A 24912-nucleotide genomic window follows, 5' to 3' on the forward strand; every position below is an offset into this window, starting at 1 on the left:
GAGAAGAGGGCCTAGTAATCACAATTACTCGGCCTCTCCTCTCATCTCTCAGGCTGGGTAACCCCAACCTGCAGGAATTGGCACCAAGCACTTACGTGCCGGTTGCCGGGTTTCATCGGGCCAGTCCCTCCACCACTCTTGATAAGAGGATTGAGCCATTTTATTAAATTTTATGCGTTGTAATCTATATTATCACTTTGAAATTTTAAAGTCAAGAAAAAATTTTCCCTTGCTTTTATTACTAATTTCTGTTATAATAAAGCAAAAGATTGAGGGGGAATTTTTATGGAGAAGTGGCAATGCACAGTATGCGGATACATATACGACCCTGAGAAAGGAGACCCATCACAGGGGATTCCACCAGGCACTCCTTTTGAAGAACTGCCAGATGATTGGGTTTGTCCGGACTGCGGGGCAGGAAAAGACCTGTTTGAAAAGATGTAGGGAGCAGTTGCTCCCTATTTTTGTTGATTTTTTGTGAAAATGTGATTATAATTTTATGCAGTTACTCTAAGTAAAATTCTTGGAGGGTGTTTATTCTTAATGAGTGGAGGTTATAGGAGGCTTACTCCTGAAGAAGCCTTGGAAATTGTAAAAAAAGAGCAAAGAGGAAAACTGAAAATATTCTTGGGATACGCTCCTGGCGTTGGAAAAACTTATGCTATGTTAAACGAAGGAAATAGGCGTCTCAAAAGGGGGCAGGATGTCGTAATAGGCTATGTAGAAACCCATGGAAGAAAGGACACAGAAGCTCAAATAGGAAATTTAGAAATAATACCTCGGAAAAAAATTGAATATCACGGTATGATATTGGAAGAAATGGACGTAGATGCTATAATAGCACGAAAACCCGAAGTAGTTCTAATTGACGAGCTAGCCCATACCAACGCTCCTGGTTCAAAACACAAAAAGAGGTATGAGGATGTCCAAGAAATTCTGGAACACGGAATAAACGTGCTCACTACCCTAAATATACAGCATATAGAAAGCTTAAACGATATAATTCAGCAGATCACAGGAATAGCAGTAAGAGAAACAGTACCTGACAGCATAATAGATAACGCAGATGAAATTGTAGCAGTAGATTTAACTCCAGATGCTCTGATAAACAGACTAAAAAGAGGGGATGTATACCCCTTAAGTAAACTGGATGAATGTCTTTCTAATTTTTTCAGAAAAGGCAATTTAAGTGCTTTAAGAGAATTAATGTTAAGACTCACCGCTGAAGAAGTAGACCTGGAGTTAGAAGAATACATGAAAGAGCACGGAATAGAGGATACATGGGAAACAAATGAGAAAATAATGGTATGCATAACGCCAAATCCTCTATCTAAAAAACTCATACGAAGAGGTGCAAGAAGGGCGAGAAGATTTAAGTGTGACTGGGTTGTCGTATACGTGGACTGCACTCATTTTTTGGCACCAAAACTTACTGAAAAAGACAAAGAAGTTTTAGAAAGTCATTTTATGCTCGCAAAGCAATTAGGTGCAGAAGTTTATACCTTAAGAGGAAAGAGCGTCTCCGATGAACTTTTGAAGTTTGCTAAAAAAATGCACATAACCCAAATAATAATCGGACACTCTCAGAGGTCATGGCTTCAGACCTTGTTTAGAGGCTCTACTGTAATAAAATTGATTAAAAAAGCTAAAAATATCGAGATACACGTAATTCCTTACACAAAATAAAAGCTCAAGGGGTAATGAAAAATGCAGAACAAATTTGGATTTTCCCTTTCAATTTTTCTGTTCACATTAATTCTCACCATGACAATGGTTCTATTTTTCCATAAACCACCTTATATTCCTCTTTTTATAAGCTATATGTTTACATTTTTTGCTTTATTAAAATACTTCTCCGCCAAGGAACTACTAAACATGTCCCTAAAAGGTGTAAAAAGAGGGATAAACGTGATGATAATACTGCTTCTTATAGGAGCACTAGTCGCACTCTGGAAGCAAAATGGAACACTTCCAGCCCTTATATACTACTTTTCCCGCTTTTTAAAGCCACATGGATTCCTTTTGACCTCTTTTGTCATCACCTCAACAATATCCATGATTCTGGGAACCGCTGTGGGAACAGCCAGCACCATTGGAATAGTAATAATTGGACTTGCTCATGCCTTTGGATACCCTCTCCCTGTAGTGGCTGGTGCTGTAATTTCGGGTTCTTTCATAGGAGACAGAACATCCCCTTTGGCAGGAAATGTAGCTCTTCTTTCCGATATGGGAGAAATACAGCAGTACAATGTATTAAAATCTCTGTTTAAAACGGCAATTCCTGTATTTACAATTACAGCTTTTTTGTACTACCTCTTTGACTATCATTTAAATTTTTCTGCCAAATATGACATTAGCAATCTCTTCACAATAATAGTACAGAGCTATCGATTAAGTGCAATATTATTCATCGCACCGCTCACAATAATAATATTGGCCCTTTTTAGAATCCCTACAAAGACAAATCTTGCAATTGCTGTATCAATTTCCTTCTTAAGTTCAATAATTTTGGGGTACTCTCCTCTTGACTCATTAAAAGTAATTCTTATAGGAAATACCTTTTATTCTCCCGAATTTAAGTCCATTTTTAGCGGTGGCGGAATGGTTTCAATCCTCCCAATGATAGGAGTAGTAACCTTTGCTACTGCTTTGGCAGGAATATTAGAAGATGCAGGAATAATAAAAAGTGTATTTCAAAGCATAGATAAAATTAAAAATTTCAAACTTGCCTATTTAATCACTATGCTTTTAAGTACTCTCATGGCAGTAATAACCTGCAACCAAGCTTTATCCGTAATTTTGCCCTCGCGAATAATGATAAACGTATATGAAAGATTAGAAATTGCAAGAGAAGAAATGGTAAGAGCCATAGCAGATTCTGGAATGATACTGGCGGGAATAATACCCTGGAATTTGGCAGCCATGCTACCTGCTGCAGTATTAGGAGTAAAAGTAACTGAATATTTGCCCTATGCATACCTAAACCTTTTATTTCCCCTCTTATCAATAGCTTTTGTTTTTGCAAAAGACGCAAATGAGTTGATAAAATTTTATCAAAAATTTGTTGAAAAGGGGAGAAATTTATTGCAAAATTAAATATGTAAAGTTTAAAAACAGGGGGGAATAAAAGGCTATGGTAGATGTAATAGAACTAGCTGCTCATTTAATGGCTTTATCAGCTCGAACAGCTCCTAAAGCCACAGGAAAAGATTTTATCAAAACAAAAGTTGTAACAGGAGACGATTTGATTCGACTTGCAGAAGACATGATAAAATACGGTGAAGAGACAGGTAAAAGAAATTTTGACAGGGACGGAAATAACGTAGCAAAATCCGGCGCTGTCCTGCTCATATCTTTAAGCAACGCACAAAAGGTAGGTTTAAACTGTGGAGCCTGCGGATACGATTTTTGCAACGACATGCCAGATTTTAGAAAAGGCGCGGAATTTGACGGTCCCATATGCGCCTGGAGGTTAATCGACCTTGGAATAGCAATAGGTTCTGCTGTAAAAACTGCAAGCATTTTAAATGTGGACAACAGAATCATGTACAGAATTGGGGTGAGCGCCAAAAGGCTTAAAATGATTGAAGGCGAAATTGTAGTGGGAATACCTCTTTCTGCTACAGGCAAAAACATATATTTCGACAGATAAAAATTCCCCTCTCGAAAAGGGGAATTTTTTCTCACATATTTTTGAACCCCTCACCCAACACCTCATGGGCAGTAGAGAGTATTACAAAAGCAGAGGGGTCAATGCTTTTTACCAAATTTCTCAGTGTAGTAACCTCTCTCCGGGTAACTACACAAAGCAGCACATTTTTCTCTTGCTTGGAATATCCTCCTCTCCCTTTAAGCTCTGTAACACCTCTTTCCATCTCCTCAAGTATAGACTTTGTGATTTCCTCATACTTGTCAGAAATTATTATGGCTATTCTTTCGTCCCCACTGCCTTCCTGGATTAGGTCAATTACTTTGATAGTGATAAACTCTGTAGCAAGAGCATACAAAGCTAGCTCAGGGCTAAAAACTATCCCTGCCATGGTAATTATTATAAAGTCTATGATGAGTAAGATTCTTCCTACGCTCAAAAAATGAATGTACTTGTGTAAAGTCATTGCCGCCATGTCAGTGCCACCAGTAGTAGCGCCATATTTTATGACAATGCCAAGTCCAACCCCCATTATTATTCCGCCGTAAACTGCTGCCAGCATTGTATCATGGGTCAAAGGCTTCAAAAAAGCGAGAGCATCTATAGAAACCCCCAGCAAAATCGTAGAATAAAGGGTTTTCGCTCCAAACCCTGTCCCTAAAACTTTTGTAGCAATTAAAAAAAGGGGAATATTAATAGCCAAGGTCACAGCTCCTATGGGCCATCCAAACAAGTGCTGCAATACTACTGCAAGGCCACTAACTCCTCCAGGTGCAATCTTATTAGGCGCCAGAAATAAATCTAAAGAAAGGGCCACAAGAATTGTACCTACTGTCACCCAGAAAAAATCTATTATTACTTTTTTTGCAGTAATCTTCCTCATATTTTCCTGGTTACCCAAACTGTACAAAAATCTACAGTTTAGACAGCTGGGGTATTTATAGTCCGCCCTTCAGACTTTCCCAGCCCCAGCAGGCGGTATTTGGGAAAGCCATAGCCCCTGCCCCAAGAAGCAGGAACTTGCGCCCCTTACGGGTCTCTCCACTTACCCTGAATTATCAATCCTTTCAGGGTAGAGAAGTCTCTTTTTACCTTCTCAGGAGAGAGTGGTGTTACCACCGCTACCTTGAGAACTTGCCAGAAATCATTGGCACTAAAACTTGTTCCATACAGAGGTCTTAGCACCTTTCCTGACTCACTCTCAAGGCTTTGTAAAAATTTTATTGCTCTGTTTATCTCTTTTAAGTGCCTTTTCTTCAAATACTTGTTTTTGACAGTATTTTTTACATGCTTTTTTAATTCTTCTAATTCTTCTACAGTCAATGTGTTGAGAAAGTTTATATAGTTATTCGGTATTTTTTCTTCTTTGCCCAACCCTCTTCTTGCTATTACATAGGCTGCTGATATATCTTTTGTTACCATGTACTGCGGTGCATATTTTAACATCCCTATTATTGATGTGTAAGAAGGGTCTACTTCTATTACTTCTATCCCTTCTCTTTTTGCCAGAGTTTTTATTTTTGAAAGAAGGGATTTATAGCTAAAGCTGTGCCTTATCCTTCTTGATTTCCTCCCTGAAAAGTCTCCTCTTTTGCCTTTTTCTTTTATGTCTAATTCTTCAATCACTATTGCCTTTCTTTTCTCTTTTGCTATTTTTACTATCTCATGAGCATACTGCCATCTGAAGTATTCTCTTTTGTCTTTACTGCCACTTGATAGTTCTGGCATTGGTATATTCCCATAGCTTATTAAATTACCTTTTTCATCTACTTCTGCCCATGATATGTTGTCTGGATATGCATTTACATCTATTCCTATGACTCCTTTGTCAGTTGTTATTTTTATTTTCGGATATTCTTCTTCTATAGCAAAATAGGCGTATATATTGCCATTTTTAAGTTTTAATTCTACAGAGTAGGGTATATTTGATTCCGCAATTTTCTGAAGGAGTTCTTCTCTGTCTTTATTCTTTTTCCATCCCGCTTCTATTTTTGCATATACATATTTTCTTTCTCCCACGTTTATCCTTAAGAAAGTGCCATTTTCTTTTACTTTTATCCTTGTGTTGAGATTTCCTTTTTTGCTCTTATCCCCTCTTGAATATAGATTTCCTTTTCATTTTTCTTGCCACTTTGTTTTTAATTTTTGATATTCCTTCCCATTTATATGGCGATTTTGAAGTTTTTTAAATAAGTCTCTTCCTCCAAAAATGACTTTCTTTGGATTGTTGTCTAATTGTCTAGATGATTCTAATACACCTCTTGCTTTCATTATTGCATCATCTACATATCTTGAGTTTAAGTCAAATGTTCCCTGAAGATCTCTTTTTAATGTTTTTCTATCATAACCTTCTAGAAGCCTCTTGTATGCAAATTTCATACATGATGACCATCTTCTCATTAAGTCTAATACTATTTGTTTGTCTTGTTGATTTAAAAAAATGAGTTTAGCCTGTATCACTATCATGTTTTTTATCGCCCCTTTGTCCGTAAATTCTTGCTGCGAAAGATGTTACTATTGCTATTAAGATATTTAAAGTATTTAAAGCCAAATCTCACTAGCCTATCAGGATATTCTATTACAACTTTTTCAACTTCTCCTCTTTTTATCTTGTTCAAAAACTTTAATAACCCCCTTCTATTTTCATTTACTCCACTTGCTATTTCGGATATAACTTCATACTGCCATCCTTTTGAATTGGCATATTCTTCTAGCCTTCTAATCTGATTCTTAAGATATTCTTCCTGTTTATTTGTAGATACTCTTGCATACAAAACTACTTTTGGTTTTGGTTTTTCTTCTAGTATACCTAATAACTTCATTATATCCTCTTTCTTGTACCTTCTTCTCCCTTTTGGTGTTCTTACTGGAGTTATTAATCCTTCTTTTTCCCAATTTATTAATCTAATTCTACTTATATCGTATAACTCTTTAACTTTTTTTATAGTTAGTAACTTTTATTATCATCTAATTAAAATTGTATCATTTTTACTATTAATTTTAACTGTTTTGAACCTCCTTTGCTTAAAAATCTCCTTTTAATCTAGCTAAAAGCACTTTAAAAGCAAATTTGGGAAGTGCTGACATCCTTTTATAGCGCCAGGGCTCTTGTATCAGACGATATAGCCACTCAAGTCCAAGCTTTCTATAAATTTCTGGTGCTCTTTTTGCTTTGCCTGCAATAACATCAAAGCTTCCTCCAACCCCCATGGCTATCTTCACTTTAAGCTTCTCCTTATTTTTATATATCCACTTCTCCTGCTTAGGAGCTCCTAATGCCACAAAAAGCACCTGTGCAGCCCTTTTATTTATGTCTTCAATGATGTTTTCTTCTTCTTTTTCATTAAAATAACCGTGATGAAATCCAACTATTTTAAGAGAAGGGTAAAGATTTTTTAAATTACTTTGTGCTTTTTCAACAACTTCCGGTTTTGCTCCTAAAAGATATATCGAAACATCTTTATGAGATGCCCATTTTACAAATTCCATCATCAGGTCAAACCCAGCAACCCTCTCTTTTAAAGGCTTATTGAAGACCCTTGAAGCAAACACTACTCCACTGCCATCTGGCACATTAAGGTCAGTCTCATTCAAGATTTTTTTATACTCTTCGTCCTTCTGAGCCATCATTATGATCTCTGCATTAGGAGTTGCCACTATGTGAATCCTATCCTCTTTAAGATAACCTTTTAAAATTTCAACTGCTTCGATCATTGTAACCCTATGTATTGGTACTCCAAATATATACAACTTATCCATATTATTACACCTTCACTTAAACAGTATTTCAAAATTCATTTCTGCTTTTTTCTTTAATTCCTCCAGATAATCAGCCATCTTTTTCACGTAATCTTCTCTGTTTTTCAAAATGTCCCCCACTCTTTCTAAAATAGACTCTGCTGTAAATGAATTTACATCCCCTACGCTCTTTTCTCCTATAGAATGAAGAAAACCGTCTATTTTTGGGTCATAAGATATTCCTACAAAAGGAACTAGCGATATAAAAGCGAAAATCAGAGAATGAAGCCTTATGCCGATTAAAAACTCGCTCCTTTTTATAATAGCCAGAATTTCTTCTACATCATACTTTTCTGTTAAAATATCAGAAGGCATTTTCATGTAAGTGGCAATCCTGTCGCTTTCTTCTATATCTTCATGATAAAAAGGCAAAAAAACGATTCTGTATCCGTATTCCTCCGATATGAAATCTGCCGCCCTCGCCAGTTCTACTCTTGAAAGCTCGAAATTCCCCCATTCCCTTGGGCATATCAAAAGGTATTCTTGAGAAAGAAGGTCTATTCCCTCTTTTTCAAGAATTTTTTCAAACACCCTGTCGTCAACTTCTTCAAGAGGAAAATTTATCGCAAAATCAGCTGCAATTTCAACTTCCCTTTTAATCCCTAATTCCTTCAGCAAAAACTCATAAGAGAGCTGATCTCTCACTGTTATCCCATCTACTTTATTCAAAACAATACTAGCAAGCCATCTATCAAATTTTTTCTCTACAGGACCTATTCCCTGCCCTACTACATACACTTTCTTCCTTAAAAGTTTGCCCAATATCATTATCCCAAGATAATACCACAGACTTCTGCTACTAGTTTTATCCTGGATAAGACTTCCACCACCGCTTAACACTACGTCTGCTCTTTTTATTGCCCGGAAAATCTCTTTAAGAGAATTTCTGTTCGCAGCTTTGACTTTGTACTTCCTGCTGGTTTCGATAGGTTTATTAGACAGAACTGTTATATCCTCTACCCCTCTTTGCTTTAACCCATACACAATGCATTTCAAAACTGCTTCGTCACCTATGTTGTCAAACCCGTAATACCCTGATATAACAGCTTTCATATCAATACTCCTTTTTTGTATTTTTTAAAATCTTGCTTAACAGCCAGATGCCAATCAATCCAATTAAAGCCCCCAGAACCCATGCAAACAAAGTCCTCTCTATAGCGATGATAAGCACACTTTCCACATGACTGAAGGTATTGGTTATGGACAAAATACCAATAGAGCCCAAAAGTCCTGCTACAAAAGCCCAGCCATTGAATTTTTTCAAAACAGTGTAAAGGCCAATTAAAAGCGCAGGGTCTCCGATTAAAAATTCTTTTGTGCGAGGCCTAGCAATTAGAGTATGTTCAAGAAAGTCTCTGAATTTAAGCTCAAGTTCAGTAGGTTTTATTATTGGCTCATTGCCAGTTCTAGATATGTAGAGAATTCCTGCTACCGCAGCTATCACAAAAGCCATCACATGCCATACTTTCAAGTCCAAATCCAAAAACTCCTTAATTTTGCTCCAGAAAGCCTTAAAATTGTGAGTCTCATACACTCTCCATATGTAGTAAAAAACATAGAATATAAGCGGTAGTATAAATGAAAATTTCACACCTCTAAAATAGTCAATTTTTAACATGTACTTGCTGTCTGCCATTATAGCTCCTATGGACAAAGCTCCAGCAAAGGATATCGCAAGGGAAATAAAAAATATCTTTAAAGCATGCCAAACAAAATTATTTTCTCCTTTACCTTTTAAAAACTCATCTAACCTGTTTACATAATAAGCTATCCCTAAAGAGGGAAATACTATAGAATAAGCCAAAGCAACTGTTTTTACACCCAAATCGTTGAATCTGCTCATCAAAATCCCTGAAACGCCAATTACACCTATTATCCCTAAGATCGCTAATAACCTTATACTCACACCAAATAATTCTAGAATTAAAAGCCCAGCTGCAACAACTCCCAAGCTGATAAGAACTTCTATGAATTTCCCTTGATGCACTTCAGGAAGTGGCTTGGCAATGCCAACTTTCAAACCTGCTCTTTTTATGTAGTCAGTAGCATCCTTAATCATCGCTATATTCTCTTTAATATTGTATTGATGGCTTTTAGAATCATCTATCTTAGCTCTCACATATATAATTCTCACATTCCTTTCTATGATACCTCTAAACCATTTGTTTACAATTTCTTCCCAATCGTATTTTTGAGTCTCCTTTTCTGAAAGGCCGTATACCTTTATACCCCTATAACCGGTAAATTTTGCAAATTTACTCATACCTTCCTGCAGCTTTTTGCCCATGGGAACATCAATAATCCCCACATTTATCCCGTTTTCCTTGAACAGTGAAGCTGCATACGAAATTTTCTCTGGATTTCCAAGCACATCTGTCCCGTTGAAAATAACCGTTCTAACTCCGTATTTTTTTAAAATACTTACATATTCTGTTATATCCCTATCCTTTATTCCCGTGAAATTTTCAACGCGAGGTATTAAGTCAAAGCCAAGGGATTTTATGTAAAAAAGCTCATTTTCATCAAATCCCAAACCCTTTGTCACAAATACCTCTTTAGGCTTGTTTATTATAAAAGCAAAATCATTCCCTTTTGAAAGGATTATTAAGTCTTTCGGTGACACTCTTTTAGTTAAAGCTTCTTTTAAAAACTTAAAAGTATTTGCATTTTTTGTACTCACTACAATGTAATTGCTATACTTTTCTATATCTTTAGTTGAAAGTCCCTTGAGGTAGTCCTCTAAAGCCAAATTTCCCAGATTGCCAGAAAGAAGATATAGATTTTCAACATCTTTTAAGAGGCTTACAGATATTTTCCCTGCCTGCTGGAGGCTCTCCAGAGTCACTTCATTCACAGCGACTCCATCCATACCTGCTTCCTTCATTTTAGTCAATATAGACTTTAAATCTTCTCCCGTAAAAGAAGCAAAATCTTTAAGGCTTTTCAAATCCCCCACAAATTCTACGGTATCGTATTCATTTTCAGCCCTCGTTCTTCCAAAATCTACTATTAAAGATACAATTAAAGAAAAAATTATTGTGAAAATAAGCACCCTTTTAAGATTCAAGTTTCCACTCCCCTTTTCTCTTAACGGAAAGGATAAATACATAACCATTCATATTATATCACAACAACAAAAAAAGAGGAACTTGAATGGAGCAAGTTCCCCTAAAAATCAATCAATCCCAAGCTTATTTGTAAAGCCTCATTGACCTTTTCCATCATTTCCTGATCAAGATGTCCTATTTTCTCCCTCAAACGCTTTTTATCAATAGTCCTTATCTGTTCCAAAAGAATCACAGAATCTTTCTGAAGGCCGTATTCAGCCCCATTTATCTCTACATGGGTGGGCAGCTTTGCTTTATTGATCTGTGATGTTATTGCCGCTACGATCACAGTGGGACTATACTTATTCCCTATATCATTTTGAATTATAAGTACAGGCCGAATTCCACCCTGTTCAGAGCCTATCACAGGGCTTAAATCGGCATAAAACAAGTCTCCTCTTTTCACTACCATAATCAATCACACTTTTTCAGTTTCATTTCATAACCTGCAAAACATTCATTTTCTGCGGTTAGGCCCATTTCCGCAAGTTCAGAATTTATAGCTGCCATCTCCATATAACCCTTTTTCATGCTTTCTCGTATCTGCGCTTTTTTCCTCTCACGTATATACAATTTCATCGCTTCCCTTATAAACTCACTGCGATTTCTGTTTTCCATAGCGGCAAGAACATCAACTTCTTCCAGCAGGCTTTGAGGCAAACTGACGAGAATCCGCTTTGTTTCGCCCACTTTCAGGACCTCCTTACGCACCTATATAATTCATTATATACCACCATATATATGATGTCAACGATTTGTAAATTTTATACTATAAAAGTTAAATTTTTAAATAATTTTTTACATCGAAAACTTCTCCTCTGTAAATATATATTCTAGGTACCCTTCTAGATATTCCACAATATACTTCGTGAGGAATAGTGCGAAGTTTTTTAGCTATATCATCTGCCGTTATCCTCTTTCCTTCCTGCTCTCCAAATATGACCACCTCGTCTCCTACCTCTACTCCCTCTACTTCTGTCACATCTATCATGGTCTGGTCCATGCATACTCTACCTACTATCGGCACATATTTACCTCTAACCAGCACTTCATGGTTATTTGAAAGAAGTCTGTTGAGTCCATCCGCATATCCTATCGGTAGAGTAGCTATTTTGCTAGGCCTTTTAGTTATAAAAGTTCTTCCATAGCTTATAGAAGTATTTTCCGGCACTTCTTTTATGTAGACTATTTTGGTCTTAAAGTTCATGGCAGGTCTTAAGTCTAAAATTTTATTAACATCATTAGAAGGGTAACTGCCGTAAAGAGTTATTCCGGGCCTTACCATGTCAAGATATGCATAATTTAAATCAGTTATAGCTCCGCTGTTAGCAATATGCTTCAAAGTGATATTTACTCCTCTTTTTTCTAAACGCTTTAGCATATCCGCAAATCTTTCAAACTGTTCCCTCGCATAGTCCTTATCTTTTTCGTCGGAAGTAGCAAAATGACTAAATATGCCTTCCAATTCAATCCCTTCAAGCTTTGACATCTCTTCAATTTCTCTTTCTGCTAAATCAAAATCAGTATACCCTATCCGTCCCATCCCTGTATCAATTTTTACATGAATTTTTGCTTTTTTTCCTTTCCTACTGGCTATTTCCCCTAACTCCTTTACATACTTTAAATCAAAGGCGGTAAAAGTCACATCTTTCTCCACAGCCTCTCCTGCCTGGCTTAAAGGGGTGTAACCCAAAATTAGGACAGGGGCAGTAATCCCGTAGCTTCTCAATTCCAATGCCTCTTCTACTGTAGCAACAGCAAGATAATCAACACCATTTTCTACTAATGCTTTCGCAACGTGATACGCCCCATGGCCATACGCATTGGCCTTTACAACCCCCATCACTTTAACCCTATCTCCAACCACCCTCTTTATTTCCCTAAAATTATGGACTATACTGTCCAAATTTACCTCTACCCTTGTGGGCCTTATCTCATCAAACATCAAAAATCCCCCTCTTGTTCATCTCATCGACTCTTTAATCGTTCCTTCAGAAAACAGGTCATCCTGAAGCTTAAGATTATACTGAAAATCCTTATAGGTAATTTTAGCAAAAAGCTCATTGTTTATATCAAAAATACGCAGCTCCACAGGTATTAAATCTTTTTTTGAAAAAATCATCTCCTCTTTGTACATAACGACATTTCTTTCTGGTATAGGAACTGTAACTAAGTAAGAGTTGTCTAAAACCTTTTTCTCTATCTCCCCTCCCGCTTCAAAATAATTTTTTGCAAAAGACGAAATCATTGAAAAAAGAGGAATTTCTTTTTCATTTTCTGCTACAAAAATCTGGTCCACTTTTCTAAAATATACGTAGCTTCTTTTGCCATCGTACACCACAATCTTGTCCGGCTGTTCTTCTTTTTCAAAAACTTCTAGCCGAAATTTCCCTTTGCTGTAAAATTGAAATACAGTAAAACTGGTATCAAATTTGTTGTGATATAACTCTACTGTAGCCTCTGCAGTATAGCTCTCCATTTTTGAAAGTTTACTCTTTATGCTCTCAAAAGGGTCTCTTATCTTCTTTTCTTCTCTTGAACAGGAGGCAAGTAAAAATAACATAAGCAAAATTAGCACAAATGCCCTTTTTTTCAATACCTATCACCCTTTTAAACCTTCACTTAACGCCTCAGGAATACTCTCTAGTATATCCACTGCTGTCATCCCATATTCGCCTTTTGACTTTTTCGCTACATCCCCTGCTTTCCCATGATAAAATACCCCATAAACTGCTGCTTTTTCCTCTTCAAAGCCCTGCCCCAAAAGAGAAACAATCATGCCTGTCAGCACATCTCCACTTCCTCCTGTTGCCATTCCAGCATTTCCAGTGCTATTTATATATATGCTCCCATCCCGAGTAGCTATTACAGTTCTAGCACCCTTTAGCACGAGTGTAACCTCATATCTCCTCACAAAAGACCTTGCCACTTCAAATATGTTGTTTTTTATATCTTCAACTTTAAGACCAGTAAGTCTTGCCATCTCTCCGTAATGAGGTGTCAGGATCACTCTCTTGCCTTTTACCACCTCCAATCGCCCTACCAGCGCATTTAAAGCATCAGCATCCAGCACCAATGGCTTTTCCGTATTTCTTATAACATCTTCTATAAGCTTAGAAACCTCTCCCTCATGAGTCAATCCTGGGCCAATAGCTACAGCATCGCTCTGTTCTATAAGTTCAAATATCTGAGATAAAGACTTATAAGAAATAACTCCTCCCTCTTCATTAAGACCATAAATTATAGCTTCATATAGGGCACTTTGAATAACAGGTTGGATGCTTAAAGGCACAGCTAATCGCACAAGGCCACTGCCTGTCTTAACAGCGCTTTTAGCTGCCATAAAAGCTGCCCCGGTCATACTTCTCGACCCAGCAACTATAAGGACTTTTCCGTAATCTCCCTTGTGCGTATCCGGGTTTCTGCTCTTTAGAGCCACATCCTGGGAAACAACATAGTGATACGATGGTCTGACCTCTGCAGCAAGACGAGAAGGAATCCCTATATCGGCAATTTTTACCTCTCCAGCATATTCAATTCCAGGATATATTAAAAGGCCAGGCTTTAAAAAGTGCATGGTGATAGTAATACGAGCCTTTACAGCAGCTCCCTCTACTCTCCCAGTATCAGCATTAAGCCCTGAAGGGATATCTACTGCTACCACAAACTTCTCTGACTGGTTTATAAGCTCTATTACTTCTTTTGCAAGCCCAGTGACTTCTCCTCTTAACCCTGTACCATAGATAGCATCCACAACTAAATCAGAATCTTTGAGGGTCTTTTCTAAAAACTTCAAATGCTCTTTTTGCGTCACTTCAGCTACATAGATTCCCAGATTCCGTATAGCTTCAAGGTTAACTCTCGCATCTCCGGAAATTGAACCAATGCTTCCTATCACAAATACTTTTACGTCTATCCCCCAATTATAAAGATTCCTAGCTACTACATAGCCATCTCCACCATTATTCCCTCTCCCTGCGATCACAACTGCACTGCTTAATCCATTTTCCTCCATCACCCGTTTCACTTCCCAGGCCACTTCTTTTCCGGCATTTTCCATCAAGCATATAGAAGGAATCCCCATCTTTTCTATAGCTATCCTCTCAACTTCCCTCATCTGTTGCGATGTTAACACTATCAACTGTTTTCACCTCCTACTGCAATAGCAACGCTCATCGCATAATCAGAGGTATGAGAAATGGACAATTTTATCTCTTTTATCCCTTTTTCTGCTGCTATAGCCTTAGCCTTTCCTTTTAGTACGACTTCGGGCTTACCGTACTCATTGTGTATTATCTCTATGTCCTGCCAACTAAATCCTCTTATCCCCGTCCCCAAAACTTTTGAAACGCTCTCTTTTGCTGAAAAAAATCCTGCTAAGTGGGGCCATGGGTTTTTCTTTTTCCTTAAAAACTCCCTTTCCTTTTCCGTAAAAATTCTTTCAAGAAAATGCGGCCTTTTCTCCAATATTTTTTTTATCCTTTCTACTTCCATTATGTCTGTTCCAACAAAAATTTCCATCTCATCCCTCCAACAGTAAATCTCCAATAATATTATTCTCTTTTATTTCGCAAATTCCTTCAAAAAAAAAGAAGGCGTAACACCTTCTTTTAAATCGCCACCTTGTGCAATTTTACCTGTATGTCGTAATCTCTAATCAAGTCCTCCCACATATCGTCCAAAATCTCCGGCAGGTGAATTGGAGAAACCTGCATCTCTTTAAACAACTGAGCCAGCTTGTCCACTTTTTCAAAGTAAGGACTTACATTGGCTACTTTTTCCTCTACCACTTCCACCCTTTTTTCTCCTTCAAAAACCTCCTCTAGAACTTCAATGCCGTAAGACGGCAATTTCACTTGTTCTTTTCCGTTAAAAACCTCTACTTCAGACACAATCACTGAATAACGTGTAAAAATAGTCCTGTCCTCAGCCTCCCTTGTCGATATGTACCCGTTCACTTTCCTGTAATACATTTTACTACCCCCTCCGCCTTATTTTTTAGGATTAATTCTTAACTCACAATCCATATTATTATATTCTATTTTTTTCTAAAAAATCCTTTATTTTTTCGAAAATTTTTTATCGACAGAATATATCTCTTTTTTACGCCAATAGCCAATTGTCAGACTGTCTTTTGCTTTTATACCTCTTTTTATAAAGTCGAATATTGGAAAAAATCTTATTTACATCCAAATATGTAATCAAAAATGTCGAAAAAATTTTTTAGAGTTTTAATATCTTTTTTATCTTTTCTTTGTACTTCTTGCCTGACCTTGCTCCTCTTAAGATCATGCTAAGATACGGCTCACTCGTCCCTATAAGCTGTGAAAGTTCCTTTTGCGTCATGTTAAGCTCTGCTAATCTATCATTTACTAGCTTTCCAAACTCGGTAAGCTTTCTCTTTTTCACTTTTTCACCCCCTTGAAAGAACAGTGTAAAAGTCAAAATATTTGTGATAAAATTAATTATGATTAAGAATTAACACTACATTAAATATATATCTGAATTGCGAAATTGTCAATACTAATATCGTAATTCAGATACAAAGGAGGATTTGGGATGAATTCTGTAGGAGAAAGAATACGATACGCCCGAAAGAAAAACAACTTGACAATACCTGCTCTTAGCAAATTGACAGGATTATCCCCAGGAAATTTAAGCGACCTTGAAAACAATAAGTCAATGCCTTCCTCAAACGCTTTAATCAAACTAAAAAACGCATTAAACGTCTCTATTGACTGGCTTTTGACCGGTGAAATGCCTTCAGAAGTAAAGGAAGAAGAAGAGAAATATTCTGTAGACAAAAGTGAAGATCTTCTCCTAAAAGCTATAAAAGAACTCCCCGAAGAAAGGAAAAGGGACATAGAAGGATACGTAAAGGTGTGTCTTAACACAACTGACCTAGAAAAATACTTTGAAGAAAAAAATTAGATTAATTATTAATCATTTCTTTTCAAAAAAAGTGGCATTTTGTGTCCTTTATCACTCTAAATCACTGACACAAAATGCCACTTATATTTTACACTTTTATGGTATCCATTTCTATATCTTCTATATACGCATCCGTGCTCTGCTCAATATAATCTATTACCTCTTGCACTATCTTATTAGTCAGCAAAGCATCACTTCCGCATACAGAAAAACCTATTACAATTGACTTATGGGCGTCTTGATTTTCCACTTCTGAAATAGACACATTGTAGTGACTTTTCACTTTTCCTATAATGCTCTTTGTAATCATCCTTTTTTCCTTTAAAGAATGCACCCAGTTAGCTCTTAAGTAAAGCTTGCAATAGGACACAACCATCACTACCATCCCCTTAAGTAGGTATACAGCAATGCCAGTACTTCCCTTAAAAAACCATAAACCTCATCTCCAACATATTCTTTTACAAAAACTCCCGAAAAACTCGCATCTATTCCAATCCTCTTTGCTATTACGCTCGCTCTCTTTAAATGGAATTTATTTGAAACGATTATTGCAGTTTTTAATGAATTTTTCTCCATAATTTCCTTGGAAAAAAGTAAATTCTCATAGGTAGAAAAAGATTTATTGTCAAGCAAAATATTTTTAGAAGCAACCCCCTTTTCAAGAAAATACCTCTTTCCAGCTTCCGCCTCTGAAATGCTCTCTCCTGGTCCTTTTCCTCCAGAAATTATTATATAACGGCCATACCCTTCTTTATATAGCTTTAAAGCCTCTTCAAGTCTCTCCTTAAAAAATGGACTCGGCGCATCCCCATACACTGCACACCCTAAAACTATTATCGCATCAGACTTTTTCGGTTTTTCTGTAAACCCAAAGGAAATTATCTGGTATGCCAATATTGCAATAATGCTAAACAATGCAAAAATTAAAACAACAACCAATTTTAGAAATCGACTCATTTAAAATGCCTCCAAGACTTTGCACAACAATGAAAATCTAATACAATTATACACTATAAAAATTAATTTCCAAGGATTTATTTTTGATAGAATAAATTCGTGAACTTTTTTCTTTTTTTAGCGTTTAATTTAAGGAAAGGTGGGCAGGTGATGGAAGAGAAAGAATTGATATATAAAGCCAAAAATGGCAATAAACACGCTCTAAATGAACTCCTCTTACAAAACTATAATACTTTACTGGGATATTGCATTAAAATGACAGGCAATCCTACACTTGCCCAAGATATTGCACAGGATACAATGCTTAAAGCTATTTTAAATATTAAAAAATTTGCCCCTGAAGCTAAATTCTCTACATGGCTTTTAAAAATTGCCACTAATACATTTAAAGATTATTTAAGAAAACATAAAAATGTTGAACTTGTTGAAGAAATGTCTACAAATAACACGGAAAACATAGAAGAAACCGCTATTTCAAACCTTCAATATAAGGAACTAATGAACATTTTAATGAAACTTCCTTATGAGAAAAGAGCAACTTTTATTTTAAAACACTATTATGGTTACAAATACGAAGAAATTGCACAAATACTAGATTGTCCTGTAGGAACGGTGCGTTCGCGTTTACACAATGCTATAAAAGAGATAATGAAGGAAATGGAAAGAAGGGATTTGCTGTGAAAAAAAAGTGTAAAGAAATACAAAACAAAATAATCGATATGCATTACGGTGAAATTGACGAAAATATAGAAATTATTTCACATATTGAAAATTGCAATGATTGCAATAGATTCAAAGAAAAATTAGAGCTGGCATTAGATTATATGAAAATTTTAAATACACAAGTTGACACCTCAGCCTTAGAAATAGACATTACAAAAATTATAGAAAAAGCTTATCAAACAGAAAATAAAAGAAAAGAAAAATTCGAACTCCTTATTTTCATTGCCGCATCAATAGTCTTTTTAATATCATCAATCTTGTTTATAACAAACTTGGATATACGGATATACTTTTATCTACAAATATTCCTGTACCTTAATTTACCATTAATCTTAATACCTTTTTACAAATTAAAAACTCCAAGGAGATGATAAAATGTCAATATCTAAAAACACATTAATTTTTCTAATAATTGTAATACCCTTATTATTTCTTCAAGCTTTATGGATTTTTATAGATGCAAAAAAACGTGGTGAAAAATACTACTGGGCATGGGGACTTTTCGGACTTCTAAATATACCTTCCTCTTTAATCATATACCTTTTTGTAACGAGGTATGGACATTTCAAATGCCCTAATTGTGGAAAAACAGTAAAAAATGATTACAAATTCTGCCCCTATTGCGGTGCTTCTTTAAAGAAAACATGCCCGAAATGTGGAACCGAAATAAAAGAGGATTGGACATACTGTCCCGAATGCTCAACAAAATTAAAATAATTTGAGGAGGGCAAAATCATGTTAAATAAATTAAGCAACCCTGAATTAATAAAACTCATTCTTCCTTTATTTATAATCCAATTGGGACTTACGGTATTTTCAATTTACAGACTTTCAAAAGACAAAGTTAAATATCTCCCAAAATGGGCGTGGCTTTTAATTATAATCTTTGGAGAGATACTAGGTTGCATTATATTTTTAACTATAGGCAGGGAGAGAGAATAGCATGATAAAAGTTTTTAATCTAACAAAAAAATATGGAAATTATGAAGTTTTAAAGGGAATAAGTTTTGAAATTGAAAAAGGAACCATATACGGCTTATTAGGGCGTAATGGCGCTGGCAAAACTACCACAATGAATATTTTAACAGGACTTATTGATTATAATAGGGGCGAGATATACATCAATGGCAAAATGTTAGACAAAAATAAAAGAAAACCACTTGAAGAAATAGGTTATTTGCCTGAAAGCCCTACTTTTTATACCTATATGACTGGAAGCGAATATCTTCTCTTTATAAGTAAAATAAGAGGTATTCCTTACAAAAAAGCTAAAAAAGAAATAGATAAACTCCTTGATCTAGTTAAATTAAAAGAAGCCGCTAATAAAAAAATACAAACTTATTCAAGAGGAATGAAACAAAAATTAGGACTTGCAGTAGCTCTTTTAGATAATCCTGAAATAATTTTTTTAGACGAACCAACATCCGCTTTAGATCCAGAAAGCAGATATGATATATTTAATCAAATTTTGGAAATGAAGAAAAATGGAAAAACGATTTTATTATCCACTCATATCCTGAGCGATGCAGAAAGAGTCTGTGATTATATCGGTATACTCGATAAAGGTAAAATTATTTTTTCAGGAAAAATCAAAGAATTAAAACAAAAATATGCTCTACCCATATACGATATTGTCTTCGAAAATTTGCCTCATAACATCAAAAAAAAGCTTAATAATGTAAAATGGATTGCTGACATTAAAATAAAAAATGATACTGTAAGTATTTACATAAATGACATTGAATTAGCAAAAAAGAATATCCTCAGTGAACTATCAAAGCTTGATATACCTGTTATTTCACTACAGCAAAGAGAAAATACACTTGAAGATATATTTATAAGGCTGGTGAAGCAAAATGAATACATTTAAAGCGTATTTAAAAAAAGAAATGCTAGAATCGTGGAGACAGTACAAGTATCTACTACTTTTTATTGGGATTATTCTCTTTGCCATACTTGACCCCATACTCCTTAAATTGCTTCCAGAAATACTTAAAAGTAAAATAAACGGTGATTTGGCTTCTCTAATACAAATCGACATGAAATCTGCTGTACAAAATTACATAAAAGACTTAAACCAAATATCATTGTTAATAGTGCTTTTAACACTCATGGGAACTGTAAGTGATGAAATATCTTCACAAAAATTGGTATTGCCTTATTCTAAAGGTGCCAACCTATCATTTGTTATAATAGCGAAGACATTTCATTACACAATTACAATATCAATTTTTATAATAACCGGTTTTATCATAAATTATTATTATGCAGTTACACTTTTTAGTGAAAACATCATCGCTTTTAAAAATGTATTGATATCAGCCGCATTAATTTCAATTTATTACTTTTTCGTTATAATATTACTCATGTTTTTAAGCAGCATTTTTAAAAAAGGCGTATTAGCCGCATTACTGGTATTAATGCTTCACATAATATCAGCGCTATTAGTAAATATTGATAAAATAGCCAAGTTCATTCCTTACAACCTTATCTCACTTGCAAATTCTTTTACTACAGAAAATATATTAACCACAATTTTTTCTGTGTTGCTATATTGTATAATCCTTTCTTTACTGACAATTAAAAATTATAAAAACAACACTTTTGCTTAGAAAAAACTAGGAAAAATCTTATTTATTCCTTTATTTAGATTCACCCCTTTTCCTTCTAGCGCGTATTATAAATAGAGCGTTAGAGAAAAGGGGTGAAAGTATATGGAATGGTTGATCATCCTCGGATTTGCAGTATCAGCCAGTATAGACAATTTTGGCGTAGGGATTTCATATGGCATAAGAAAAATACAAATAAACATTTTTTCAAACACAATAATAGCTGTAATCGCCTTCCTTTTTAGCCTCTCCGGAATACTTTTTGGCAAATGGCTGAATAAAATTCTTCCCGGGACTCTACCTGTAATAGTTGGAGCCTTCTTGCTTTTCATAATAGGCCTTAGAATTATTCTGATGGCTCTTCCTCGAAAAGGGACAAATTCAATACCTTCAAAAGATTGTACTAACCCAAAATCTATAAAAAGCATTTTAGAAAATCCCGAAATTGCCGATTTAGACAAATCTGGAGAGATAGGTGTAGGTGAAGCCATCCTTTTAGGAATTGCTCTTTCTGCAAATGCTCTGACAAACGGTTTAGGAGCAGGGCTTTTAGGTTTTTCCCCTTTTGCAATATCCTTTACTACAGCAATAGGAAGTTTTATATCGGTGTGGGGAGGAGTAAAACTAGGTTCAAAAGTTGCCAACATAAAGATTGGGTCTTTTACAATAGGACAATTTGGCACTGTAATAAGCGGAATAATTCTACTTATCATAGCCTATAAAGCGCTGTTTTAGCAATAACATATCTTTTGATTTGCGAATATAATGTAGTAGTCAAGTAAAAGCTAAGAGGTGATTATATGGAAACAGAAGCAATAGAAAATATACCAAGAGTCTGTCTCCCTCAGATAGGAGCTCCGGCTCCCGACTTTAAAGCCAACAGCACGTTTGGTCCTATTAAACTTTCCGATTACCGCGGAAAATGGGTAGTGCTTTTTTCTCACCCGGGGGATTTTACACCTGTATGTACTACAGAATTCATAGCCTTCACACAGGTTTATACTAGTTTTGTAGAAAGAAACGTACAGTTAATAGGCTTAAGCGTGGACAGCAATCCTTCTCATCTTGCTTGGGTTGAAAATATATATAAAACCACAGGTGTAGAAATTCCCTTCCCTATAATTGAAGACAAAGACATGAGAATTGCAAAACTATACGGAATGATATCTCCTGCAGAAACTTCTACAAGCGCTGTCAGAGCAGTATTTATAATAGATGATAAGCAAATACTCCGCCTCATCCTCTACTATCCGCTAGAAATAGGAAGAAATATACAGGAAATAATACGAATAATAGATGCTCTCCAAACAGTGGATAAATACAAAGTTTTGGCTCCTGCTAATTGGTATCCTGGAATGCCTGTAATTGTACCTCCTCCAAAAACTTATCCCGAACTTAAACAAAGGCTTAAAAACGTCGAAGGGTACACTTGCACAGACTGGTACTTGTGCTATAAAAAAGTTTAAGCCGGAAATCCGGCTTAAACTTTTTTACTTGTTCTGGAAGTCATACACCATAGTTCCTGTGTACAAAAGTCTTGACCCAAAAGAAAATTTAGGCAAACTTTTTGCATATGACAAAAGAGGTATTGTGATTACTAAAAAAAGAATCACAATCCACAAAATTATTCTCCTAAATTTTAACATCTTTATCCCCCTTGCCATCCCCATTGTACCATATATATTCCTTTATTTCAATGAATATATATTTCTATATGTACCAGCGTATATATGAAATTGCCATAAAATAAAAACCCCTCCGAAGGGGTTAAGAGGGGATAATTTTAATATACACTTTTCTTCTTCGCGGCCCATCAAATTCGCAAAAATAAATTCCCTGCCAAGTTCCCAAGACAAGCTCACCGTTTTCTATAAGCACAGTTACAGAACTCCCTACCAATGAAGCTTTTATATGAGCATCAGAATTTCCTTCAAGGTGCTTAAAAGAAATATTGGGTATTATTTTGTCAAGAGCAGATAAAATATCTTCTTTTACTGTTGGGTCTGCATTTTCATTTATTGTAATGCCAGCTGTTGTATGGGGCACAAAAACTACACAAATTCCTTCTTTTACTCCTGATTTTTTAACTTCTTCTTCCACCTCTTTTGTAATATCTATCATGACTTCTCTCAATGGTGTATTTATATACACACTCTGCATCCAGATACGCCTCCTTTATCTACCAATTAAATTTATTGCATTTTTTATTATTGAAGGAAGAACTGCCTTTATAAACTAAAAAGGGACAAGCAGTATAAGACTGCCTATCCCTTTAAATTTTACTCCACAGTAACAGATTTTGCAAGGTTCCTCGGTTTATCCACGTCACAGCCTTTTTCTACAGCCATGTAATATGCCAGAAGCTGGAGAGGGACCACTGTCAACACAGGAGTGAGTTCTTTTAAGGTGTCGGGGATGTATATGACTTTGTCCACTACTCCTTCCAGCTGCAGGTTTCCTTGCTTTGCAAAAGCAACCACATATCCTCCTCTGGCCTTTACCTCTTTTATATTGCTCAACATTTTTTCGAAGAGGTCATCCTGTGTAGCCAGTGCAATTATCAAAGTACCTTCTTCTACCAATGCTAACGTTCCGTGCTTTAACTCTCCAGCTGGGTATGCTTCTGAGTGGATGTAAGATATCTCTTTGAGCTTTAAAGACCCTTCCATGGCAACAGCGTAATCCAGACCTCTACCAATATAGAATACGTCTTTCACATTGTAATGTTCAGAGGCAAATTTTTGTATCACTTCTTTGTTGTCCAAGAGGTATTGAACTTTGTCAGGTAGTTTTTTAAGTTCAGAGATAATCTCTACAACCTTTGTACTGCTCATAGTCCCCTTCTTTAAGGCAAAGTCCAGCGCAATTAGGTATAAAGCTATGAGCTGTGTAGTATAAGCTTTTGTAGATGCAACGGCTATTTCAGGTCCTGCCCAAGTATACAAGACTTCATCTGCTTCCCTTGATACAGAACTTCCTACCACATTTGTTATAGCTATGACTCTCGAGCCTTTCCTTTTAGCTTCTTTTAATGCAGCAATTGTGTCAGCCGTCTCCCCTGACTGGCTTATAACAATTGTGAGAATTCTTTCATTCACAATCGGATTCCTGTATCTAAACTCAGAAGCCACATCTACCTCAACAGGTATTCGTGCAAAACTCTCTATCACGTATTTCCCTACAACTCCTGCGTGATATGCAGTTCCACAAGCTACTATAAAGATTTTTTCTATTTTTTCAAGGTCTTCCTTTGTGATGTTTATATTGTCAAGGACTATCTGGGAATCGTTAATTATCCTTCCCCTCAAAGTATCTTTTATTGCGGCAGGCTGCTCATGAATCTCTTTTATCATGAAGTGCTCATAGCCGCCCTTTTCAGCTGCTTCTACGTCCCATTTCACTTCAAAGAGAGATTTGCCTATCTTCCTTCCAAAAACATCTATAAATTCTACACTGTCTTTTTTGATTATGGCAATTTCGTGGTCATCGAGGAAATATACATTTCTTGTGTATTTTAAAATTGCAGGTATATCTGAAGCAATGAAATTCTCACCATTTCCTATACCTACTATAAGAGGAGCTTCTTTTCTTGCTGCTACTATCATATCCGGATTGTCCTTGCACAAAACCCCCAGAGCATAAGACCCCTCAATCCTATCCAGCACTTTTCTAAGCGCTTCAACTATATCGCCATTGTAGTAATATTCGAGTAAGTTTGCAACCACTTCCGTATCTGTTTCTGATATAAAATTATAACCCTCTTCTATCAGCCATTTCTTCAGAGGAAGATAGTTTTCAATAATCCCGTTGTGAACAACTGCAATTAAGCCTGACTGGGATAGGTGAGGATGCGAATTGGTATCAGAAGGTTCTCCGTGGGTTGCCCATCTGGTATGCCCTATACCTATTGTACCTTCCATATAGTCTTTTTCAACCAGTTCTCTTAAGACATTGAGCCTTCCTTTAGCTTTCTTTATATTTATATTGCCATTGTGTAAAATGGCAATTCCTGCCGAATCATATCCCCTATACTCTAATCTTGTCAAACCTTCCAGCAGTATAGGTGTTGCTTGTTTATCTCCTATATATCCTACAATCCCACACATATTGCGTCTCCTCTCACTGTGAGTTTATAAAA

Annotated in this window: 30 protein-coding genes, 2 pseudogenes and 1 riboswitch; of the genes and pseudogenes, 13 read left to right on the top strand and 19 right to left on the bottom strand. The window is 35.9% G+C overall.

The window, feature by feature from the left end:
* Positions 1-38: 38 nt before the first annotated feature.
* Positions 39-148, bottom strand: a riboswitch (SAM riboswitch).
* A 137-nt stretch (positions 149-285) separates the two neighbouring features.
* From rd to TTE_RS10295, 4 genes are all read left to right on the top strand, one after another.
* A complete protein-coding gene (gene rd, locus TTE_RS10280; RefSeq protein ID WP_011026246.1) occupies positions 286-444 on the top strand; it encodes a rubredoxin in 159 nt (52 codons plus the stop codon).
* A gap of 99 nt (positions 445-543) precedes the next feature.
* Complete coding sequence (locus TTE_RS10285; protein ID WP_009610646.1) at positions 544-1686, top strand: universal stress protein; 1143 nt, start codon at positions 544-546, stop codon at positions 1684-1686.
* Positions 1687-1707: 21 nt separating this feature from the next.
* Complete coding sequence (locus TTE_RS10290; RefSeq protein WP_011026247.1) at positions 1708-3096, top strand: Na+/H+ antiporter NhaC family protein; 1389 nt, start codon at positions 1708-1710, stop codon at positions 3094-3096.
* Between the two features lie 37 nt (positions 3097-3133).
* Positions 3134-3652, top strand: coding sequence for a ferredoxin domain-containing protein (locus tag TTE_RS10295; RefSeq protein WP_009610651.1), 519 nt, complete (start codon positions 3134-3136; stop codon positions 3650-3652).
* 31 nt (positions 3653-3683) lie between these two features.
* Here TTE_RS10295 and TTE_RS10300 read toward each other — a convergent pair whose 3' ends face one another.
* The 14 genes and pseudogenes from TTE_RS10300 to TTE_RS10365 form a co-directional block, all read right to left on the bottom strand.
* Positions 3684-4532 carry a YitT family protein gene (locus tag TTE_RS10300; RefSeq protein WP_009610656.1) on the bottom strand — a complete coding sequence of 283 codons (849 nt, stop codon included), beginning with the start codon at positions 4530-4532 and terminating at the stop codon, positions 3684-3686.
* Positions 4533-4678: 146 nt separating this feature from the next.
* Positions 4679-6115 (bottom strand): annotated as a pseudogene (locus tag TTE_RS10305) (IS200/IS605 family accessory protein TnpB-related protein).
* Positions 6096-6594, bottom strand: a pseudogene (locus tag TTE_RS10310) (IS607 family transposase). The pseudogenes TTE_RS10305 and TTE_RS10310 overlap by 20 nt, the downstream one beginning before the upstream one ends.
* A 79-nt stretch (positions 6595-6673) precedes the next feature.
* Complete coding sequence (locus TTE_RS10315; RefSeq protein ID WP_011026250.1) at positions 6674-7408, bottom strand: WecB/TagA/CpsF family glycosyltransferase; 735 nt, start codon at positions 7406-7408, stop codon at positions 6674-6676.
* 12 nt (positions 7409-7420) lie between these two features.
* Positions 7421-8500 (bottom strand): polysaccharide pyruvyl transferase CsaB, encoded by a 1080-nt coding sequence (gene csaB, locus TTE_RS10320; protein ID WP_009610643.1) that lies wholly within the window; start codon positions 8498-8500, stop codon positions 7421-7423.
* Between the two features lies 1 nt (position 8501).
* Entirely contained in the window at positions 8502-10514 is a 2013-nt protein-coding gene (locus TTE_RS10325; RefSeq protein ID WP_011026251.1) for a DUF5693 family protein, read from the bottom strand.
* 101 nt (positions 10515-10615) lie between these two features.
* Complete coding sequence (locus TTE_RS10330; protein ID WP_031314082.1) at positions 10616-10966, bottom strand: type II toxin-antitoxin system PemK/MazF family toxin; 351 nt, start codon at positions 10964-10966, stop codon at positions 10616-10618.
* A gap of 2 nt (positions 10967-10968) precedes the next feature.
* Positions 10969-11244: a CopG family ribbon-helix-helix protein gene (locus TTE_RS10335; protein WP_011026253.1), complete on the bottom strand. Its 276-nt coding sequence runs from the start codon at positions 11242-11244 to the stop codon at positions 10969-10971.
* 88 nt (positions 11245-11332) lie between these two features.
* Positions 11333-12499: an alanine racemase gene (alr, locus tag TTE_RS10340; protein WP_011026254.1), complete on the bottom strand. Its 1167-nt coding sequence runs from the start codon at positions 12497-12499 to the stop codon at positions 11333-11335.
* 18 nt (positions 12500-12517) lie between these two features.
* Positions 12518-13150 (bottom strand): LolA family protein, encoded by a 633-nt coding sequence (locus TTE_RS10345; protein WP_011026255.1) that lies wholly within the window; start codon positions 13148-13150, stop codon positions 12518-12520.
* 6 nt (positions 13151-13156) lie between these two features.
* Complete coding sequence (locus TTE_RS10350; protein WP_011026256.1) at positions 13157-14695, bottom strand: bifunctional ADP-dependent NAD(P)H-hydrate dehydratase/NAD(P)H-hydrate epimerase; 1539 nt, start codon at positions 14693-14695, stop codon at positions 13157-13159.
* Positions 14692-15075 carry a holo-ACP synthase gene (acpS, locus tag TTE_RS10355; protein WP_011026257.1) on the bottom strand — a complete coding sequence of 128 codons (384 nt, stop codon included), beginning with the start codon at positions 15073-15075 and terminating at the stop codon, positions 14692-14694. Before acpS ends, TTE_RS10350 begins: the two co-directional genes overlap by 4 nt.
* A gap of 89 nt (positions 15076-15164) precedes the next feature.
* Positions 15165-15527 (bottom strand): DUF6514 family protein, encoded by a 363-nt coding sequence (locus TTE_RS10360; RefSeq protein WP_011026258.1) that lies wholly within the window; start codon positions 15525-15527, stop codon positions 15165-15167.
* A 250-nt stretch (positions 15528-15777) separates the two neighbouring features.
* Entirely contained in the window at positions 15778-15963 is a 186-nt protein-coding gene (locus TTE_RS10365; protein ID WP_011026259.1) for a helix-turn-helix domain-containing protein, read from the bottom strand.
* Positions 15964-16113: 150 nt separating this feature from the next.
* On the opposite strand from TTE_RS10365, the gene TTE_RS10370 reads away from it, so the two are divergent.
* Complete coding sequence (locus tag TTE_RS10370; RefSeq protein ID WP_011026261.1) at positions 16114-16485, top strand: helix-turn-helix domain-containing protein; 372 nt, start codon at positions 16114-16116, stop codon at positions 16483-16485.
* Between the two features lie 88 nt (positions 16486-16573).
* Here TTE_RS10370 and TTE_RS10375 read toward each other — a convergent pair whose 3' ends face one another.
* Positions 16574-16861 (bottom strand): DUF503 domain-containing protein, encoded by a 288-nt coding sequence (locus tag TTE_RS10375; RefSeq protein ID WP_011026262.1) that lies wholly within the window; start codon positions 16859-16861, stop codon positions 16574-16576.
* Between the two features lie 2 nt (positions 16862-16863).
* Complete coding sequence (locus TTE_RS10380; protein WP_011026263.1) at positions 16864-17442, bottom strand: YdcF family protein; 579 nt, start codon at positions 17440-17442, stop codon at positions 16864-16866.
* Between the two features lie 150 nt (positions 17443-17592).
* Here TTE_RS10380 and sigY point away from each other — a divergent pair, with 150 nt between their 5' ends.
* From sigY to TTE_RS10420, 8 genes are all read left to right on the top strand, one after another.
* The gene (gene sigY, locus TTE_RS10385; RefSeq protein WP_011026264.1) at positions 17593-18123 is read left to right on the top strand and encodes an RNA polymerase sigma factor SigY; all 531 of its coding nucleotides are present in this window, start codon (positions 17593-17595) and stop codon (positions 18121-18123) included.
* Entirely contained in the window at positions 18120-18536 is a 417-nt protein-coding gene (locus TTE_RS10390; protein WP_011026265.1) for a hypothetical protein, read from the top strand. The genes sigY and TTE_RS10390 overlap by 4 nt, the downstream gene beginning before the upstream one ends.
* A 4-nt stretch (positions 18537-18540) precedes the next feature.
* Positions 18541-18882, top strand: coding sequence for a zinc ribbon domain-containing protein (locus tag TTE_RS10395; RefSeq protein ID WP_011026266.1), 342 nt, complete (start codon positions 18541-18543; stop codon positions 18880-18882).
* Positions 18883-18900: 18 nt separating this feature from the next.
* Positions 18901-19107, top strand: a complete 207-nt coding sequence (locus TTE_RS10400) for a PLDc N-terminal domain-containing protein (RefSeq protein ID WP_011026267.1) — start codon at positions 18901-18903, stop codon at positions 19105-19107.
* Between the two features lies 1 nt (position 19108).
* Positions 19109-20035, top strand: coding sequence for an ABC transporter ATP-binding protein (locus TTE_RS10405; RefSeq protein ID WP_011026268.1), 927 nt, complete (start codon positions 19109-19111; stop codon positions 20033-20035).
* Positions 20022-20777, top strand: coding sequence for a hypothetical protein (locus tag TTE_RS10410; RefSeq protein ID WP_009610641.1), 756 nt, complete (start codon positions 20022-20024; stop codon positions 20775-20777). The genes TTE_RS10405 and TTE_RS10410 overlap by 14 nt, the downstream gene beginning before the upstream one ends.
* 102 nt (positions 20778-20879) lie before the next feature.
* Positions 20880-21509, top strand: a complete 630-nt coding sequence (gene ytaF, locus TTE_RS10415; RefSeq protein ID WP_009610642.1) for a sporulation membrane protein YtaF — start codon at positions 20880-20882, stop codon at positions 21507-21509.
* A gap of 65 nt (positions 21510-21574) precedes the next feature.
* A complete protein-coding gene (locus TTE_RS10420) occupies positions 21575-22240 on the top strand; it encodes a peroxiredoxin (protein ID WP_009610659.1) in 666 nt (221 codons plus the stop codon).
* A 24-nt stretch (positions 22241-22264) separates the two neighbouring features.
* Here the strand turns inward: TTE_RS10420 and TTE_RS13960 are convergent, their stop codons facing one another.
* The 3 genes from TTE_RS13960 to glmS all read right to left on the bottom strand — a co-directional run bounded on the left by TTE_RS13960 (position 22265) and on the right by glmS (position 24880).
* Positions 22265-22420: a hypothetical protein gene (locus TTE_RS13960; protein WP_157795015.1), complete on the bottom strand. Its 156-nt coding sequence runs from the start codon at positions 22418-22420 to the stop codon at positions 22265-22267.
* 121 nt (positions 22421-22541) lie between these two features.
* Positions 22542-22934 (bottom strand): secondary thiamine-phosphate synthase enzyme YjbQ, encoded by a 393-nt coding sequence (locus TTE_RS10425; RefSeq protein ID WP_011026270.1) that lies wholly within the window; start codon positions 22932-22934, stop codon positions 22542-22544.
* Between the two features lie 119 nt (positions 22935-23053).
* The gene (gene glmS / locus TTE_RS10430) at positions 23054-24880 is read right to left on the bottom strand and encodes a glutamine--fructose-6-phosphate transaminase (isomerizing) (protein ID WP_011026271.1); all 1827 of its coding nucleotides are present in this window, start codon (positions 24878-24880) and stop codon (positions 23054-23056) included.
* Between the last annotated feature and the right edge of the window lie 32 nt (positions 24881-24912).

This window comes from Caldanaerobacter subterraneus subsp. tengcongensis MB4 (assembly GCF_000007085.1).
In the GTDB taxonomy this organism is placed as follows: Bacteria; Bacillota; Thermoanaerobacteria; order Thermoanaerobacterales; family Thermoanaerobacteraceae; genus Thermoanaerobacter; species Thermoanaerobacter subterraneus.

Bases quoted from the DNA above. Each gene is read 5' to 3' on its own strand.
- TTE_RS10400 (WP_011026267.1), top strand. From the start codon at position 18,901: ATGTTAAATAAATTAAGCAACCCTGAATTAATAAAACTCATTCTTCCT.
- glmS (WP_011026271.1), bottom strand. From the start codon at position 24,880: ATGTGTGGGATTGTAGGATATATAGGAGATAAACAAGCAACACCTATA.
- TTE_RS10290 (WP_011026247.1), top strand. From the start codon at position 1,708: ATGCAGAACAAATTTGGATTTTCCCTTTCAATTTTTCTGTTCACATTA.
- TTE_RS10370 (WP_011026261.1), top strand. From the start codon at position 16,114: ATGAATTCTGTAGGAGAAAGAATACGATACGCCCGAAAGAAAAACAAC.
- ytaF (WP_009610642.1), top strand. From the start codon at position 20,880: ATGGAATGGTTGATCATCCTCGGATTTGCAGTATCAGCCAGTATAGAC.
- TTE_RS13960 (WP_157795015.1), bottom strand. From the start codon at position 22,420: ATGTTAAAATTTAGGAGAATAATTTTGTGGATTGTGATTCTTTTTTTA.
- TTE_RS10395 (WP_011026266.1), top strand. From the start codon at position 18,541: ATGTCAATATCTAAAAACACATTAATTTTTCTAATAATTGTAATACCC.
- alr (WP_011026254.1), bottom strand. From the start codon at position 12,499: ATGTTTGATGAGATAAGGCCCACAAGGGTAGAGGTAAATTTGGACAGT.
- TTE_RS10375 (WP_011026262.1), bottom strand. From the start codon at position 16,861: ATGGTTGTGTCCTATTGCAAGCTTTACTTAAGAGCTAACTGGGTGCAT.
- TTE_RS10420 (WP_009610659.1), top strand. From the start codon at position 21,575: ATGGAAACAGAAGCAATAGAAAATATACCAAGAGTCTGTCTCCCTCAG.
- TTE_RS10300 (WP_009610656.1), bottom strand. From the start codon at position 4,532: ATGAGGAAGATTACTGCAAAAAAAGTAATAATAGATTTTTTCTGGGTG.
- sigY (WP_011026264.1), top strand. From the start codon at position 17,593: ATGGAAGAGAAAGAATTGATATATAAAGCCAAAAATGGCAATAAACAC.
- TTE_RS10380 (WP_011026263.1), bottom strand. From the start codon at position 17,442: ATGAGTCGATTTCTAAAATTGGTTGTTGTTTTAATTTTTGCATTGTTT.
- TTE_RS10295 (WP_009610651.1), top strand. From the start codon at position 3,134: ATGGTAGATGTAATAGAACTAGCTGCTCATTTAATGGCTTTATCAGCT.
- TTE_RS10410 (WP_009610641.1), top strand. From the start codon at position 20,022: ATGAATACATTTAAAGCGTATTTAAAAAAAGAAATGCTAGAATCGTGG.
- acpS (WP_011026257.1), bottom strand. From the start codon at position 15,075: ATGGAAATTTTTGTTGGAACAGACATAATGGAAGTAGAAAGGATAAAA.
- TTE_RS10360 (WP_011026258.1), bottom strand. From the start codon at position 15,527: ATGTATTACAGGAAAGTGAACGGGTACATATCGACAAGGGAGGCTGAG.
- TTE_RS10405 (WP_011026268.1), top strand. From the start codon at position 19,109: ATGATAAAAGTTTTTAATCTAACAAAAAAATATGGAAATTATGAAGTT.
- TTE_RS10285 (WP_009610646.1), top strand. From the start codon at position 544: ATGAGTGGAGGTTATAGGAGGCTTACTCCTGAAGAAGCCTTGGAAATT.
- csaB (WP_009610643.1), bottom strand. From the start codon at position 8,500: ATGAAAGCTGTTATATCAGGGTATTACGGGTTTGACAACATAGGTGAC.
- TTE_RS10425 (WP_011026270.1), bottom strand. From the start codon at position 22,934: ATGCAGAGTGTGTATATAAATACACCATTGAGAGAAGTCATGATAGAT.
- rd (WP_011026246.1), top strand. From the start codon at position 286: ATGGAGAAGTGGCAATGCACAGTATGCGGATACATATACGACCCTGAG.
- TTE_RS10330 (WP_031314082.1), bottom strand. From the start codon at position 10,966: ATGGTAGTGAAAAGAGGAGACTTGTTTTATGCCGATTTAAGCCCTGTG.
- TTE_RS10315 (WP_011026250.1), bottom strand. From the start codon at position 7,408: ATGGATAAGTTGTATATATTTGGAGTACCAATACATAGGGTTACAATG.